The 16528-nt window shown below is 63.7% G+C and carries 7 protein-coding genes; 4 read left to right on the forward strand and 3 right to left on the reverse strand.

Annotated features, from left to right (window positions below):
* Positions 1-93: 93 nt before the first annotated feature.
* Both ndvB and IB272_RS13385 read right to left on the reverse strand, forming a co-directional pair.
* Positions 94-8721 carry a cyclic beta-(1,2)-glucan synthase gene (gene ndvB / locus IB272_RS13380; RefSeq protein ID WP_060586581.1) on the reverse strand — a complete coding sequence of 2876 codons (8628 nt, stop codon included), beginning with the start codon at positions 8719-8721 and terminating at the stop codon, positions 94-96.
* Positions 8722-9082: 361 nt separating this feature from the next.
* Positions 9083-9976 (reverse strand): LysR family transcriptional regulator, encoded by an 894-nt coding sequence (locus IB272_RS13385; RefSeq protein WP_034802979.1) that lies wholly within the window; start codon positions 9974-9976, stop codon positions 9083-9085.
* A 113-nt stretch (positions 9977-10089) separates the two neighbouring features.
* Here IB272_RS13385 and IB272_RS13390 point away from each other — a divergent pair, with 113 nt between their 5' ends.
* The 4 genes from IB272_RS13390 to IB272_RS13405 all read left to right on the forward strand — a co-directional run bounded on the left by IB272_RS13390 (position 10090) and on the right by IB272_RS13405 (position 15803).
* Positions 10090-11490 carry a VOC family protein gene (locus IB272_RS13390; protein WP_060586583.1) on the forward strand — a complete coding sequence of 467 codons (1401 nt, stop codon included), beginning with the start codon at positions 10090-10092 and terminating at the stop codon, positions 11488-11490.
* A 10-nt stretch (positions 11491-11500) separates the two neighbouring features.
* Positions 11501-12922, forward strand: a complete 1422-nt coding sequence (locus IB272_RS13395; protein ID WP_113135839.1) for an FAD-binding oxidoreductase — start codon at positions 11501-11503, stop codon at positions 12920-12922.
* A gap of 89 nt (positions 12923-13011) precedes the next feature.
* Positions 13012-14544, forward strand: coding sequence for an aldehyde dehydrogenase family protein (locus tag IB272_RS13400; protein WP_034802987.1), 1533 nt, complete (start codon positions 13012-13014; stop codon positions 14542-14544).
* Between the two features lie 26 nt (positions 14545-14570).
* The gene (locus IB272_RS13405; protein WP_192444453.1) at positions 14571-15803 is read left to right on the forward strand and encodes a pyridoxal phosphate-dependent aminotransferase; all 1233 of its coding nucleotides are present in this window, start codon (positions 14571-14573) and stop codon (positions 15801-15803) included.
* Positions 15804-15837: 34 nt separating this feature from the next.
* Here the strand turns inward: IB272_RS13405 and IB272_RS13410 are convergent, their stop codons facing one another.
* Entirely contained in the window at positions 15838-16386 is a 549-nt protein-coding gene (locus IB272_RS13410; RefSeq protein WP_060521493.1) for a cupin domain-containing protein, read from the reverse strand.
* Between the last annotated feature and the right edge of the window lie 142 nt (positions 16387-16528).

The following is a 16528-nucleotide window of genomic DNA, read 5'->3' on the forward strand; positions in this document are numbered from 1 at the left end:
GTCGAGGTCGCGCCGCCGGCAAATCCGCAAAGAAAAACCGGCCTTGCCCTTGCGGGAACAAAGCCGGTTTCATCCTGTCTTCAATGCCGGCCGTTACAGCAAAATGCCTTCATGCGCGTTTTTTGTGACACTATTGTTGACGCTGACGATCGGCTCGCCACTTTTCTTGTCGCGTTCGACCGCAATCTTGTGCCGCGCGCCATTGAGCGTCACTTCGGCCGAGTATCCGTTCCAGGCTGCCGGCAGCACCGGACGGATGACCAGCCTGTCGCCCTGCCGGCGAATACCGAGGATGCCCTCGACGCCGACACGGTAGAGCCAGCCGGCAGATCCCGTATACCAGGTCCAGCCGCCACGCCCCGCCAGATCGCCTTCGCCGTAGATATCGGCGGCAACGACATAGGGCTCGACGCGATAGTGTTCCGCCGCTTCGCGGTTTTCGGCATGCGAGATCGGATTCAGCATCTGGAAGACCCGCCAGGCCTCTTCCGCCCTGCCCTGTTCGGCAAAGGCCAAGGCGACCCAGGTGGCGGCGTGAGTATATTGCCCGCCATTCTCGCGCACGCCGGGCGGATAGGCCTTGATGTAGCCCGGATCCTGCGACGTCCGCTCGAGCGGCGGTGTGAACAGCCGCACGATGCGCTGGTCGGGGTCGACCAGTTCAGCCATGACCGCGTCCATCGCCTTCAGCGAACGCTGCTCGTCGCCTTCGCCCGAAAGCACGCTCCAGGACTGAGCGATCGAATCGATCCGGCACTCCAGAGCCTCACTGGTGCCAAGCGGCGTGCCATCGTCGTAATAGCCGCGACGGTAGTAGTCGCCATCCCAGCCGGCGGTCGCGAGCGCCTTCTTGAGCGCTTCGAGATGCGCCTCCCAGCGCGTGATGCGCGCCTCGTCCTTGCGCTCGCGCGCGAAGGGCAGGAAGCCACGCAGCGTGCCAGCCAGGAACCAGCCGAGCCAGGTGCTCGTGCCTTGCCCCTTCTCGCCGACCCGGTTCATGCCATCGTTCCAGTCGCCGGCAAGGAACAGTGGCAGGCCGTTCTCACCGGTCCGCTTGATCGCAAGATCGAGTGCACGGGCGCAATGCTCGTAGACGTCGCCGACCTCTTCGGAAATCTCCGGCTTGTAGAAGGCGTCGTGCTGCCCCGCTTCGAGCGCCGGGCCAGTGATGAAGGCAAGCTTCTCGGCAAGGAGATCGGACGTGCCGGTCACCGTGCAATAGCGGGTCACGGCATGGGCGAGCCAGACGACGTCGTCGGAGATCATCGTGCGCACACCGGCGCCGGTTCCCGGCAGCCACCAATGCTGCACGTCGCCTTCGGTAAACTGGCGGGAGGCAGCGTTGAGGATCTGTGCCCGGGCGAGTTCCGGACGATGGATCAGGAACGCCAGCGTATCCTGCAACTGGTCGCGGAAACCGAAGGCACCGCTTGCCTGATAGAAGGCCGAGCGCGCCATGATGCGGCAGCCGAGGCTCTGATAGGGCAGCCAGTTGTTGATCATGGCGTTGAAGGCCGGATCCGGCGTTTCCACCTTCACGATGTCAGTGAATTCGCGCCAGAACGTCTTGTTCGCCTCAAGCACCGTGTCGAACGCGGTCTCACGCAGTTCGCCGATGATGGCTCGAACCTGATCGTCCGTATCGGTATCGCCGAGGATGAACGTGACCTGCCGTTCGGCACCGGGCTCGATGGAAATGTCCGTTGCGACCACGGCGCAAGGATCGCCGTCGACATCGACGGAGCCCGAAAGATCGGCACCCGAAGTGACCGCCTGCGGCGCCAGAATGCCGCCGATCGCGCCCAGGAACTCCCGGCGGCTGGCGGTGTAGCCGGCCGCATCGCCGCCATCGACGGCGAAGAAGGCGGATCGGCCGGCAAAATCGATGCTGTAAGGGTTGGTTGCCACCAGCGCCTCGGCCGTCTCGTCCCATTTCGAAAGGACGAAGGGCGCCGAACGGGCACGGTTGTTGCCAAGTACCCACTCGTTGTAGCCGTAGAGCCTCAACTGCCGCGCCGACGCCGCACGGTTGCGGACAGACACGCGGACGAGCTTGGCCGGCAGGCTGCGATGCACCGTCTGGACGACCTCGATCTCAAGGTCGTCCTGGGTGCTGCGGAAGATCGAATAGCCGAGCCCGTGCGCCGTCTCGAAGACGACGGAACGGCGGCGCGAGAGCGCCGCATAGGGCGTGGCGACCATGCCGCTTGCCATGTCGCGGATGAAGATGGCTTCGCCCGGCCGGTTGACGACCGTATCATTGGTCCAGGGCGTCAGCTGGTAGTCGCGCGAGTTGCGGCTCCAGGAATAGGCCGCACCCTCGGCCGAGATGTGGAAGCCGAAAGCATCATTGGAGATGACATTGATCCACGGCTGCGGCGTCGCTTCGCCGCCGCGCAGGCGCACGACGTATTCGCGACCGCCATCGGCGAAACCGCCGAAGCCGTTCCAGAAGGAAAGACCATCGCCCTTGATTTCCGCCGGGGCGGCATCCGCGTCCTCCTGCGGCGCTGCCAGCAGCGGGCCTGAGAACTCAGCGCTCTTTTCGGAGCCTTTCACCGGTGCCGGCGAATAGAGCGAGTTGGCGCGGGCGATCTGGTCGGAGATCGTGCCGTTGCGGGCATGGAAGACCGCGCGCGAGGCCGACAGCAAGGTCGACCACGTCTCCGCCTCCATCAGGTCGCGGCGCACCGAGAAGATGTGCTGGCGCGGACCGTCCGAGAGACCGCGAAGCCTCAGGTTTTCGCACATGGAGTCGAGCGCGTGCTGCATGTCCTGGGCATAGGACGAGGCGCGCTCGTTGATGATCACGAGATCGGCGGTGATGCCGCGGGCGCGCAGGTATTCCTGGGCGCGCAGCGCCTCACGGGCGATGCCGAGATCGCCGTCGTCATTGATGCGCAGGCAGAAGATCGGGTAGTCGCCCGAAATCGCCAGCGGCCAGAGCTTCGACTGAGAATCCAGGCCGGCCTGAACCGTCGCCGAATCGGCGCGCAGATGCATGTCCGGATAGACGAGGTAGCGGCCGAGCATCTGGAAGCTTGCCGCTTCCTGCGAGGTCACGCCGACATGGCGCATCTGCACCTGGCTGCGGGTCCAGGCGTGGATGAGCTCCTGGTTGAAGGTCTCCGGATGGCGGTAGCGGTCGATCGCGCGATCGACCTCCTCGCGGCTCGGGGCGGCGATCGTCCAGAAGACGACGCTGACCTTCTTGCCGGCGGGGACGCGCACGACCCGGCGCAGCGACATGATCGGATCGAGCGTGAAGCCGTCCGTGCCGGAAAGCACCGCATCCGTATCGAAGGCAGCGGCTTCGGCAAGCGTGCGGCCCGGGCCGATGAAGCGGCGACGGTCGGTCTCGGCTTCCGTATGGCGATCGCTGCCCGCATTGTCGGTGACGAGATGCGCCACTTCCATGTCCGGATCGCCGGAGCTGCGCTTGTTGCGGCTGACGCGGATGACATCGCCGCGGCGGCTGATTTCCGTGCGCAGGAACATCTTCGAAAACGCCGGGTGTGCGCTGTCGGCCTCGTCTGTCGAAAGCACAGGCTCGGCATAGGAGGTCACTTCGATGAAGCGGTCCTGGGTGCCGGTGTTGAGCAGCATGACCCGGCGCCCTTCGGCATCGTGTTCGGTGGCGACGATGCATTCCACCTCGCTGGTGAGATCACCGACGGTCTTGACGAATTCCGCCTTGTCGTCGCCGAAGCGCGTCAGCATCTTCTCACCGGCCGCGCGTCGCGGCTCCGACGTCGCCGACCACCAGTCGCCGGTCGTCGTATCGCGCAGGAAGATGAAGGTACCGGTACGGTCCTCGACCGGATCCGGCTTCCAGCGGGTAACCGACTGGCCGTTCCAGCGGGCGTAACCGGCGCCGTTGGCCGTCAGCATCACCGAGTAGTGGCCGTTGGAGAGGAACACGGTCTCGCGGTCCTGCGAAAGCGGGTTCTCGATGATGCGGACCTCAGGGCGCAGGAGATCGTCCTGGCCCTTGCCGACCGATTCCGGCTCGCGCTTGGCATTCATGATCGGAATGTCGCGCGGCGCCTTTTCCTGCAGCAGCAGTTCGGCGGCTTCGATCACCGGATCGGCGTGGAACCACTCGCGCAGGCGGCCGTTGAAGACGACGTTGGCGACAGCCGCGATCGACATGCCATGGTGGTGGGCATAGTAATTGCGAACCACCGCGCACTTCTGGCCCTCAGGCACGCGCGTCGGCGTGAAGTCGACGGCGTCGTGGTAGCCGTATGCGCCGAGCGCGCCGACCTCGCGGAGACGCCCGAGGTTGGCGAGCGCCGACTTCGGATCGTACATGCAGGCGAGGATCGAGGCGTAGGGCGCGATGACCGCGTTCTGGCCGAGACCACGCTTGAGACCGAGCGTCGGCACACCGAAGTTGGTGTACTGGTAGGTGAGCTCGTGGTCACGCGCGTTGAAGGCGGCTTCCGAGATGCCCCACGGCGTGCCGAGGCGACGGCCGTGGTTGATCTGTTCCTTCACGACCAGATTGTTGGTCTGGTTGAGGATACCACCCTGACGCTCCTGCATGACCAAAGGCGGCATCAGGTATTCGAACATCGAGCCGGACCAGGAGATCAGCGCACCGCGTGCGCCGATCGGCACGATCGGCCGGCCGAGCTTGTACCAGTGCTCCGTCGGAAGATCGCCCTTGGCGATGGCAAACAGGCTGGTGAGACGAGCTTCCGACGCAAGAAGATCGTAGCAGGCCTCGTCGAGCTCGTTGGCGTTGACGCGGAAGCCGATCGACAGCAGGCGCCGCTCCGGACGGAACAGGAAACCGAAATCCATCGAGAAGGCGATGTCGCGTGCCCGGTCCTTCATCACCAGCAGGCGCTGGCGCAGCGATTCGATTGCGCCGAGATCGAAGACGCCATCGGCTATATGGGCTTCGCAGGTGGTGACGAGTGAGTTGGCCCACTTCGTCACTTCGCTGCTTTGCGGCGTGCGCACCTCATGGTCGAGATTGACGGTGAGCTTGTGCATGTCGCGCGCCAGAACGGCCAGGTTGATCACCCGGATCGAAGCGAACTCGTGTTCGCGCATGATCGCAGCGAGCGCGTTCTGGAAGCCGACGATGCGTTCTTCGATCAGGCGACGCAACGGACGCACGGTCTTGCGGTCGTCGGGCAGGTCGCGCAGCACTTCCTGAAGGATCGCAGCGACGTCGCCGATACCGGTGAGACTGCCCTGGACATGCGCCGACGGCGCTTCGGCCCAGTCGCGACACATCGACGACACGGCGATCAGATGACCGGCCAGATTGCCGCTGTCGACCGACGAAATGTAGCGCGGCTCCATGGTTTCGAGCGTATTCGTCCGGTACCAGTTGAACAGGTGGCCGCGATATTTCGGCATCCGGTCGATGGTGGCGATCGTCTGCTCCAGCCGGTTGATCGTCTCCTCGAAGCCGATCCAGCCGAAATCGCGCGCCGACATGACGGAGAGCAGATAGACGCCGATATTCGTCGGCGACGTCCGCTCGGCGAGAACCGGCTGCGGCGTTTCCTGGAAGTTGTCCGGCGGCAGGAAGTGCTGCTCGGCGGTGACGAAGGTCTCGAAGTATCGCCAGGTGCGGCGCGCGATCAGGCGCATCTCGTCGATCGCCTCATCGGAAACGACAAGCTGGTCTTCGGTTTCGGCCGACTGGCTGACGAACCAGGCAACGGCTGGAGACAGGGCCCACAGCAGCGCAAAGGGAATGCCGATGAAGGGCAGGCCAGTGTCGGAAATCGCCGCAAGGGCCAGCGAGATCGCCGACAGCGCCGGCGCAACCCACATGGCGCGGTAATAGTCGCCAATGGTGCCGTGGCCGGCGCTCTGCACCTGCGCGGCCGTGCGCCATTCCAGCATCAGTTTGCCGCTGACGAACGTGCGGTAGAGCGAACGCACGATGGCGTCGCCCATCATCGCCGCATTGTGGGCGATGAAGACGATGCGCAGCGCGACCTGCGCGTTGGCGGCACGGACTTCGTTCAACACCGCATGCAGGTGCGCTCGGGCAACGATGTCGTTGCGGCGCGGCAGGAGGCCGTTGATCAGCGATAGCGTCGGCGCCACGAACAGGCTGAAGATCAGCACGATCTGCCAGATCAGCGCTTCGGTCGGCTCCATGTAGTACCAGCCCATGACCGAGGCGACGAGCCAGGCAAGCGGGATCAGCGAGCGGCGCAGGTTGTCGTACATCTTCCAGCGTCCGAGCATCGACAGCCCGTTCGACAGATTGAAGATATAGGGCAGCAGCTGCCAGTCGCCGCGCGCCCAGCGATGCTGGCGCGACATTTCCACCTCGTAGCGGGTCGGGAAGTCCTCGACGAGTTCGACGTCGGTCACCAGCGCGCAACGCACGTAGGAGCCTTCGAGCAGGTCGTGGCTGAGAACGGCGTTTTCCTGGATGCGCCCCTTCAGCGCCGCCTCGAAGGCGTCGACATGATAGAGGCCCTTGCCGGTGAAGCTGCCTTCGCCGGCAATGTCCTGATAGACGTCCGAAACGGTGAAGACGTAAGGGTCGATGCCGCGGTTGGAGGAGAAGATGCGCTGGAAGGCGGAGGCTTCGCTGCCCGTCGTCAGCGACGGCGTGACGCGCGGCTGCAGCAGGCTGTAGCCGGCGATTACGTTCTGCGTCTTCGGATCGACGACCGGACGGTTGATCGGATGGTACATCTTGCCGACGAGCTTCGTCACCGCATCGCGCATCAGGCGCGTGTCGGAATCGAGCGTCATCACGTACTGAACGTTGTCCGGCACCGTGTTGGCGCCCTGCAGGAACGAGGTGTCGCGGTCACCGCGCAAGAGCATGTTCAGCTCGTGCAGCTTGCCGCGCTTGCGCTCCCAGCCCATCCACACGCCTTCCTGCTCGTTATACAGGCGGCGGCGATGCAGCAGGTAGAATCGGGTCTTGCCGTCATAGGCATAGCGCGCCGAGAGCTGAGCGATCTCGCGCTTGGCATAATCGAGCACATCGGCGTCGGTACTCGATTCCTCGTCCTTGCTGTCAGCCCAGTCGCTGACCAGTGCAAAGTAGATCTCACCGCGCGGGTTGGCGAGATAGTGGACCTCGAGATTGCGCACCAGTTCGTCGACGTGATCGCGCTTTGAAATCAGGCACGGCACCGCAACGAGCGTGCGGGCGTCCTCGGGGATCCCGTCGAGGAACTCGTAGCCGACCAGCCGCGACGGTTTGACGAACAGCGTCACCAGCGTGTTGAACAGGCCCATCGCGCCTTCCGAGGCCGGCAGCGCGAAAAGCAGCAGCATGATCAGCTTCGCGCCACTCGGGATCGCCATCGGGCTGACGAAGGAGTAGACGGCGATCATCGCCAGGATGGTCAGAAGGATGTTCGGCCCGGCGATCGCAAACCAATCGAGCCTGCGGCTGAGGCGAATGATGGTCTGCAGCACCGACGGCCGGTAGCTGATCTTCTTTTCCAGAAGCTTGCGTTGCTTGCCGACGAGGAAGGATCCGACATTCGGCTGCTGCAGCGGCGCTTCCGTCTCGGCAGCGACTTCCGCCTCGCGCACCATCTGGATGGCGATTTGCGTCACTTCGAATTCGCTGTGCCCCGAACGGCGCGCCAGCTTTTCGATCGTGTCGCGGTACTTGTTGCGCGACCCGAAATCGAGCGCCGCATAATCGGAGCCTTCACGCAGCGCCGCATCGATCTTGCTGACGCTTTCGAACCAGACGGCCCAGTCGGTGTCGTCGATCTCGCGCAGGCTGCGGATGATGTTGCTCATCGTCGCATTGCCGGACGACAGACGGTTCTGCTCGGCGACCAGCGCGCTTTCGACATCGCTGCCGCGCTTCTCGAGCTGATCCTCGATCCAGCCGATCACGGCGCCTGAGGTCTGCGACCCGTCACGCATGCGGTAGAGCAGTTGCGCGACGAAGGTGTTGTCGGCCGCCAGCGCTTCCGATTCCGCAAGCAGCGTGCGCGACTTTTCCGGCTCGCTGAGGCGAATGATCTGGTCGGCGACGTCGTTTGCCTTGCGCCGCATGCCGCGCGAGCGTTCGACGCGGATGGCAATCCGACGCAGGTTCTCGATCAGCACGAAGCGCAGGATCGACGGCAAGGCCCAAAGTTCGCCGATCTTGAAGGTCTCGTGCTTCTGGAAGCCCTCGACCATCGCCGTGATGCTTTCGCGCGTCACCGTGCTGTGGGTGTGGGCAGCGTAGAGCCAGGCGAGCGCCATGGTGCGCGGGATCACCGTGCCCGAAACCGAAATCGTCGGGAGCTGGCGATAGAACCGGCGCGGGAAATCGCGCCGCACTTCCTGGATCGCCTCTTCGACGACGTGATGGTTGTCGAGCAGCCATTCGGCGGCCGGCGTGATCGTTGCCCCGGCCTCGACGTCCGCGGCCGTCGCCCGGTAGACGCGCAGGATCTCGTTCTCGTTCTCGCGATGCCGCGGACGGAACTCGAACGGGAAGAAGCCCGGCAGCGAGGAGACACCCTTTGCCGCGAGATCCTCGCCGCATTGCCGGAGGTCCTCCATCGAAAAGAAGGTGGAGCGGATCGAATCGTTGTAATCGATCTGCTTCGCTTCCGGTTCGCGCGGTGAGGTGGGCGGCGTAGTTTGGAGCTGCATGGGTACGGGTTCTGAATCCAACCGGGGTTGATCGGCCCGGCCCTCGTCGGGGTGCCGGGTTGGCTGCGGTCCTGAGAAATCAGGCTGAGCCGGCGCGTTGCTAGACACGGTCATGTGTCCTCCCATCCACCGTCATTTCCCGGGAAACCGGGATCTGGCGGTAACAGGCACCGCCCTCGACTGGGCATCGGAGATCGCAAAGCCGGCGGCGCATTGGTTTTCAAGGCCGCGGTGATGCATGAAAATGGCATTTTTTAGCCGTGGTGCCAACAGCTTGCAAGGATTGCTCATACAAGATCGGACGTTTTGCGCACAGCCGAATCAAGCCGGAACCGGCCGCTGTGCGCGCCCCCAGTGGCACTTCGATACAACTCTTTCAAATGCCCTCTTTCAAGCTTCATCGCGGGTGGCAGACGAGGCGAAACGTGATGGGGCGAGGAAGGTTCCCACGAATTTTCGACAAAAGCACCGCAGGTCAGCCCACCTGCTCGGTGATCCACTCGCGAAACGCCAGGCTGATCGGGTTTTCGAGCTTGCCCTCGGGCACCGCGAGGTAATAGCTGTTTTCCGTCTGCATCGGCCGGTCGAGCACGATCTGCAGCGTGCCGGCGGCAATTTCCTGCTCGATCAGGTAGCGTGGCAAAAGAGCAAAGCCGAGCCCGGCGGTCGCCGCCTCGATCACCATGGAAAACTGATCGAAACGGTTGCCGCGATAAGCGCCGCGCCCGTCCATGTCGTTGGCCTCGAACCATTGCGCCCAGAGTTTTGGCCTTGTGGCGAGATGGAGCATCGGCCCCGTGACGATATCTTCAGGGGAGGCAACCGGATGGGTTGCCAGCATGGCGGGACTTGCGGCGGGCACGATGATCTCACTACAGAGATAGCTGCAGGTGGCGCGCGCCCAGACCGGCTGCCCGTAATGGATAGCCAGATCGAAATTCTGCTCCTCGAAATCGAACGGCGCAGAGCGCGAGGCGATGTTGATCACCGTGTCCGGATGGCGCTTGAGGAAATCGGGGAGACGCGGTACCAGCCAGCGGCTGCCGAAAGTCGGCAATGACGCGATCGAGAGCGTTGAATCCGCCCGGGCAGACGCCATCGCCCGCACCATCAGTTCCTCGGTCTGGTTGAGCAGGCGGCGCACCTCCGGCAGAAACTTCTGCCCGGCATCCGACAGGATCACACGCTGGCGCACACGCTCGAACAGGAGTACCCCGAGCTGGTTTTCGAGATCCTTGATCTGGCGACTGACGGCGCTCTGCGTGAGGTTCAGCTCGGCTGCGGCCTGCGTGAAGCTGCCGTGTCGCGCCGCACATTCGAACGCCTGCAGCGTCGTCACGTCGGGAACCAGTCTTCGGCTCAACTTCATTCCGCCCTCGCATCAACATAGTCAGAAGCAACGCGATCAATGGCCAGTTCGATCGGATATGATCCGAAATGAGAATGACCTTGTCCTTCACCCATAGCGCGAGGCGAGCCCCAGTGAAAGAGAATAGTTTCGTATCCGCCGACGACATCCGCTCGGCCTTTTCCGCAGCCATGTCGGTCATGTACCGCGAAGAGGTGCCGGCCTACGGCACGCTGATGGAGCTGGTCGCCAAGGTCAACGACGATACGCTCGCCGCCGACCCCAAGCTGAAGGAGCGCCTCGACGCGACGGATTCGCTCGACCGCATCTCCGAGGAGCGCCACGGCGCGATTCGGCTCGGCACCCCCGCCGAACTCGCTATGATGCGCCGCGTCTTTGCCGTCATGGGCATGTACCCGGTCGGCTACTACGATCTCTCGACCGCTGGCGTTCCCGTGCATTCGACCGCCTTCCGCCCGGTCGGCGACGCCGCGTTGAAGCGTAATCCGTTCCGCGTCTTCACCTCGCTGCTCCGTCTCGACCTCATCGCCGATGAAGCGCTGCGTGCCGAAGCCGAAGTTATTCTGGCCGCGCGCCAGATCTTCACCGCCGGCGCCGTCGAACTCACGGAAAAGGCCGAGCGCGACGGCGGTCTCGACAAGGTGGATGCAGAGCGCTTCGTCTCGGAAGTGCTCGAAACATTTCGTTGGCACGACAAGGCCAATGTCAGCCCCGACATGTACAAGCGCCTGCATGACGCCCATCGCCTGATCGCCGACGTCGTCTCCTTCAAGGGCCCCCACATCAACCACCTGACGCCGCGCACGCTCGACATCGACAAGGTGCAGGCGCTGATGCCGGCATACGCGATTGCCCCGAAGGCCGTCGTCGAGGGGCCGCCGACCCGCAAGTGCCCGATCCTGTTGCGCCAGACCTCGTTCAAGGCGCTCGAAGAGCCGGTTTCCTTCAAGGATGCCGACGGCACCTGGAAGGAAGGCTCGCACACCGCCCGCTTCGGCGAGATCGAACAGCGCGGCATCGCGCTGACACCCAAGGGCCGCGCGCTTTACGACGAACTGCTCGACGCCTCGCGCAAGATCGTCCGCCCGGCGGCCGACGGTTCCAACGCGCGCGAATACGAAGCGGCACTTGCCGGGGCTTTCGAGCCTTTCCCGGACACCTGGGCAGGCATCCGCGAAGCCGGGCTCGGCTACTTCAGCTATTCGCTGACGGAAAAAGGCCGCAAGGCCGGCGTCTCCAGCAAGCACGACATCGAAGCGTTGATCGCCGCTGGCCTCGTCCAGTTCGACGCGATCGTCTATGAAGACTTCCTGCCGGTCAGCGCCGCTGGCATCTTCCAGTCGAACCTCGGCGACGGGGCGCAGCAGGATTTCGTCGCCAGCCCGAACCAGAAGCGCTTCGAGGCCGATCTCGGTGCGACCGTGCTCAACGAGTTCGATCACTATGCCGGTATCGAGCAGGCTTCGATCGAAAGCTGCATTCAGGCCTTGACCGGCGCCATCGCTGCGGAATGATGCTTCCCTGATGATCGACCAACTGCACATCGACGCGCTCACCGACATGCTTGGAGACAAGGGTGTCGTCACGCGTCCGGAAGACCTGGAAGCCTACGAGACCGGCGCGCGCTATGATCGCGGCCGGACGCCGCTCGTGCTGCGGCCGGCGACGACCGAAGAGGTTTCCGCCGCTGTCGCCTATTGCGTCACCAACGGCATCGCGCTGATCCCGCAGTCCGGCAACACCGGCCTCGTCTCCGGCTCGACGCCGGATCAGTCGGGCGACGAAGCCATCCTCAGCCTCGACCGGCTGGCAAAACGCTTCGAACTCGACCTCGACAACCGCTCGGTTCGTCTCGACGCCGGCTTCCGGCTGTCCGATCTCAACCGGCGGCTGGAAGAGCACGGCCTGTTCTTCCCGATCGATCTCGGCGCCGACCCGCGCATCGGCGGCATGATCGCCACCAATACCGGCGGCTCACGCTTCCTGAAATACGGCGACGTGCGCCGAAATACGCTCGGCCTCAAGGTGGTGCTGGCCGACGCGGACGGCACCGTGCTCGACCTGCAATGCGACTTGCGCAAGAACAACACCGGCGTTGACTGGAAGCAGATCTTCGTCGGCACATCGGGCGCCTTCGGCATCGTCACCGAATGCGTGCTCAACCTCGAGCGCCTGCCGCAGCAGACGGCAACGGCACTGCTGGTTCCGGCGAGCGGCGCCCATGTGATGCCGCTGCTGCGCGCCATGGAAGAACGCCTCGGCGCCTACCTTTCGGCCTTCGAGGGCATGTCGAGCAATGCCGTCAAGGCAGCCTTTGCCCACGTGCCGTCGCTGAAAAACCCGTTCCAGGCTGGCCAAGTCCCTGACTACGTCATCCTCGCCGAGATCAGCGGCACCTGGGCACCGCGCGAAGGCGAACAGTCGCTCGACGCCGTGCTGGAAACGGCGCTGGCCGAAATCTGGGAGATGGAGGAGGCACCGCTCGCCGACGCCTTCGTCGGTCCGCCGCACGAAATCTGGGCGCTACGCCACGCGCTGTCTGAGGGCGTCAAGCACTTGGGCAAGCTGATCGCCTTCGATGTCTCCTTCCGCCGGGGTGACATCATGGCCTTCTGCGACCATATGAAGGCCGAAATGCCCTCGAAATTTCCCGACGTGACCGTCTGCGATTTCGGCCATATCGGCGACGGCGGCGTGCACTTCAACCTCGTCGTGCCGAAGAACAGCGATCTTCTCAAGGACGAGACTTTCGAACCCCGGCTACGCGAATGGGTTTTCGCCGTCGCCGTCGAGGAATATCACGGCAGCTTCAGCGCGGAACATGCGATCGGCCGCCGCAATCAGGCCTATTACGACTTTTATACACCAGACAAACTCAAGGACATGGCCGCGGGCCTGAAGACGCTGACCTCGCCGGGAAAGCTCGGCAGTGTGCGTTTCGGATAGGCCAGAGCGGAATGAGGAAAGTGTGTGCGGTCTTCCGCCGACATTTCGCTCCAACGAATGATCTAAACCAATAAAACGGGAGTCAGACCATGAACATCGCAACCAAGAAAGTCGACGTGACCAAGGAAGCCGCAGCGCTTCTCGAAAAGATGGGCGTCGCCAAGGAACTCTACACCGGCGGCGACATGCCTTCCTATAGCCCGGTTACCGGCGAGAAGATCGCGGCCCTCAAGACGGTTTCGGCCGCTGAAGCCGCCGCCAAGATCGACCAGGCCCATGAAGCTTTCAAGGCCTGGCGCCTGGTTCCCGCCCCGAAGCGCGGCGAACTGATCCGCCTGCTCGGCGAAGAACTGCGCGCCTTCAAGGCCGACCTCGGCCGCCTGGTTTCGATCGAAGCCGGCAAGATCACCTCCGAAGGCCTCGGCGAAGTGCAGGAAATGATCGACATCTGCGATTTCGCAGTCGGCCTTTCCCGCCAGCTCTATGGCCTGACGATCGCCACCGAGCGTCCCGGCCACCGCATGATGGAAACCTGGCACCCGCTCGGCGTCGTCGGCGTCATCTCCGCCTTCAACTTCCCGGTCGCCGTCTGGTCGTGGAACACCGCACTGGCGCTCGTCTGCGGCAACTCCGTCGTCTGGAAGCCGTCGGAAAAGACCCCGCTCACGGCGCTTGCCTCGCAGGCAATCTTCGAGCGCGCGCTCGCCCGCTTTGGCGATGCGCCGGAAGGCCTGTCGCAGGTCCTGATCGGTGACCGCACCGTCGGTGAAGTTCTCGTCGACAACCCCAAGGTTCCGCTCGTATCGGCCACCGGCTCGACGCGCATGGGCCGCGACGTCGGCCCGCGCCTCGCCAAGCGCTTTGCCCGCGCCATCCTCGAGCTCGGCGGCAACAATGCCGGCATCGTCTGCCCGTCGGCCGATCTCGACATGGCGCTGCGCGCCATCGCCTTCGGCGCCATGGGCACCGCCGGCCAGCGTTGCACCACCATGCGCCGCCTGTTCGTGCATGAAAGCGTCTACGACCAGCTCGTTCCGCGCCTGAAGAAGGCCTACGGTTCGGTCTCTGTCGGTAACCCGCTCGAAACCACCGCCCTCGTCGGCCCGCTCGTCGACAAGGCTGCCTTCGACGGCATGCAGAAGGCAATCGCCGAAGCCAAGTCGCATGGCGGCACCGTCACTGGCGGCGAGCGCGTCGAGCTCGGTTATGACAACGGCTACTACGCCAAGCCCGCTCTCGTCGAAATGCCGAAGCAGGCCGGACCGGTTCTCGAAGAAACCTTCGCGCCGATCCTCTACGTCATGAAGTACAGCGACTTCGACGCCGTCGTTGCCGATCACAATGCAGTCGCAGCCGGCCTGTCGTCCTCGATCTTCACCCGCGACATGCAGGAATCCGAGCGCTTCCTCGCCGTCGATGGCTCGGATTGCGGTATCGCCAACGTCAACATCGGCACCTCGGGCGCCGAAATCGGTGGCGCCTTCGGCGGTGAGAAGGAAACCGGCGGCGGCCGCGAATCCGGTTCGGACTCGTGGAAGGCCTACATGCGCCGCGCCACGAACACGGTGAACTATTCGAAGGCTCTGCCGCTGGCGCAGGGCGTGTCGTTCGACATCGAATAATCGGCGCACCCAGGTAGGTAGAGACCATGACCATCAACGCAACGGTCAAGGAGGCGGGCTTTGAGCCCGCCTCGCGGATCTCCTCGATCGGAGTGTCCGAAATCCTCAAGATCGGCGCCCGCGCGCAGGCCATGAAGCGCGAAGGCAAGCCGGTCATCATCCTCGGTGCGGGCGAGCCGGATTTCGACACGCCCGACTTCGTCAAGGACGCCGCCTGCGAGGCGATCAAGCGCGGTGACACCAAGTACACCGCCCTCGACGGCACGCCGGAACTGAAGAAGGCGATCCGCGAAAAGTTCCAGCGTGAAAACGGCCTTGCCTACGAGCAGGACGAGATTACGGTTTCGACCGGCGCCAAGCAGATCCTGTTCAACGCCATGATGGCGTCGATCAATCCGGGCGACGAGGTTGTCATCCCGACGCCCTACTGGACCTCCTATTCGGATATCGTCCAGATCTGCGAAGGCACGCCGGTTCTGATCCCCTGCGACGCCTCCTCCGGCTTCCGGCTGACCGCCGACAAGCTCGAGGCTGCAATCACGCCGAAGACGCGCTGGGTGCTTTTAAACTCGCCTTCGAACCCGTCGGGTGCCGCCTACAGCGCGAGCGACTACCGGCCGCTGCTCGACGTGCTCCTCAAGCATCCGCATGTGTGGCTGCTGGTCGACGACATGTACGAGCACATCGTCTATGACGGCTTCCGCTTCGTCACCCCGGCCCAACTCGAGCCCCGCCTCAAGGACCGCACGCTCACGGTCAACGGCGTCTCCAAGGCCTATGCCATGACCGGCTGGCGCATCGGCTATGCCGGCGGTCCGCGCGACCTGATCAAGGCGATGGCTGTCGTCCAGAGCCAGGCGACCTCCTGCCCCTCCTCCGTCAGCCAGGCCGCTTCGGTTGCCGCGCTGACTGGTCCGCAGGAGTTCCTGAAGGAACGGACCGCCAGCTTCCAGCGCCGCCGCGATCTCGTCGTTACCGGCCTCAATGCCATCGACGGTCTCGATTGCCGCGTCCCGGAAGGTGCCTTCTACACCTTCTCCGGCTGCGCCGGCATGCTCGGCAAGGTCACGCCCTCGGGCAAGGCAATCGCAACGGATACGGACTTCTGCGCCTACCTGCTCGACGACGCCCATGTCGCCGTTGTTCCGGGCTCGGCCTTCGGTCTCTCGTCGTTCTTCCGCATTTCCTATGCGACCTCGGAAGCGGAACTGAAGGAAGCGCTCAAACGCATCGCCGACGCCTGCGCTCGGCTTTCTTGACAAACTCCGGATGGCGCCTCGGCGCCGTCCGCTCCTAGAACGTCGGCGGCGTGCAGGCGCTGATCACTTCGCAAGGCACCGGCCCGACGCAGCGGAAACGATGCGGCCGCCGGCTTTCAAAATAATAGGCATCCCCCGGTCCCAGGATCCGCCGCTCATCGTCGACGGTGACCTCGATACGGCCCGACAACACGATGCCCCCTTCCTCGCCGTCATGCACCAGCGGTACCTTCCCCGTGTCGGCGCCCGGCTGATAGACCTCTTTCAGGATCTGAAGGCTGCGGCCGAAGAGGTTTTCGCCGATCTGCCGGTAGGAAATCGGCCCCTTGCCGATCTCGACCAGTTCCTCCGCCGCATAGAACGCCTTGCGCGGTCGTTCCGGTTCGAAGGAGAAGAATTCCGCAAGCCCAATCGGAATGCCGTCGAGAATACGCTTCAGCGCACCGACGGAAGGATTGGAGGCGTTCGACTCGATCAGCGAGATCGTCGAATTGGTGACGCCGGCGCGCTTGGCCAGTTCGCGCTGCGACAGATTGTGCATCAGGCGGAGATGACGAAGCCGGTTTCCGATATCGACGGTCATATGATCCGAACCTTGGTGTTCAGGTTGTTCGAAATAGCGTAAACACGCGACGACTGTACAATAAATTTCAATGAGTTAACTGACAGCAGAAAAGGACTTGTTTGGCAAATCAAATCATGGCGTCAATCGCCGAACTCAGGAG

It is taken from the genome of Ensifer sp. ENS08, assembly GCF_014852195.1.
GTDB lineage: Bacteria > Pseudomonadota > Alphaproteobacteria > Rhizobiales > Rhizobiaceae > Ensifer > Ensifer adhaerens.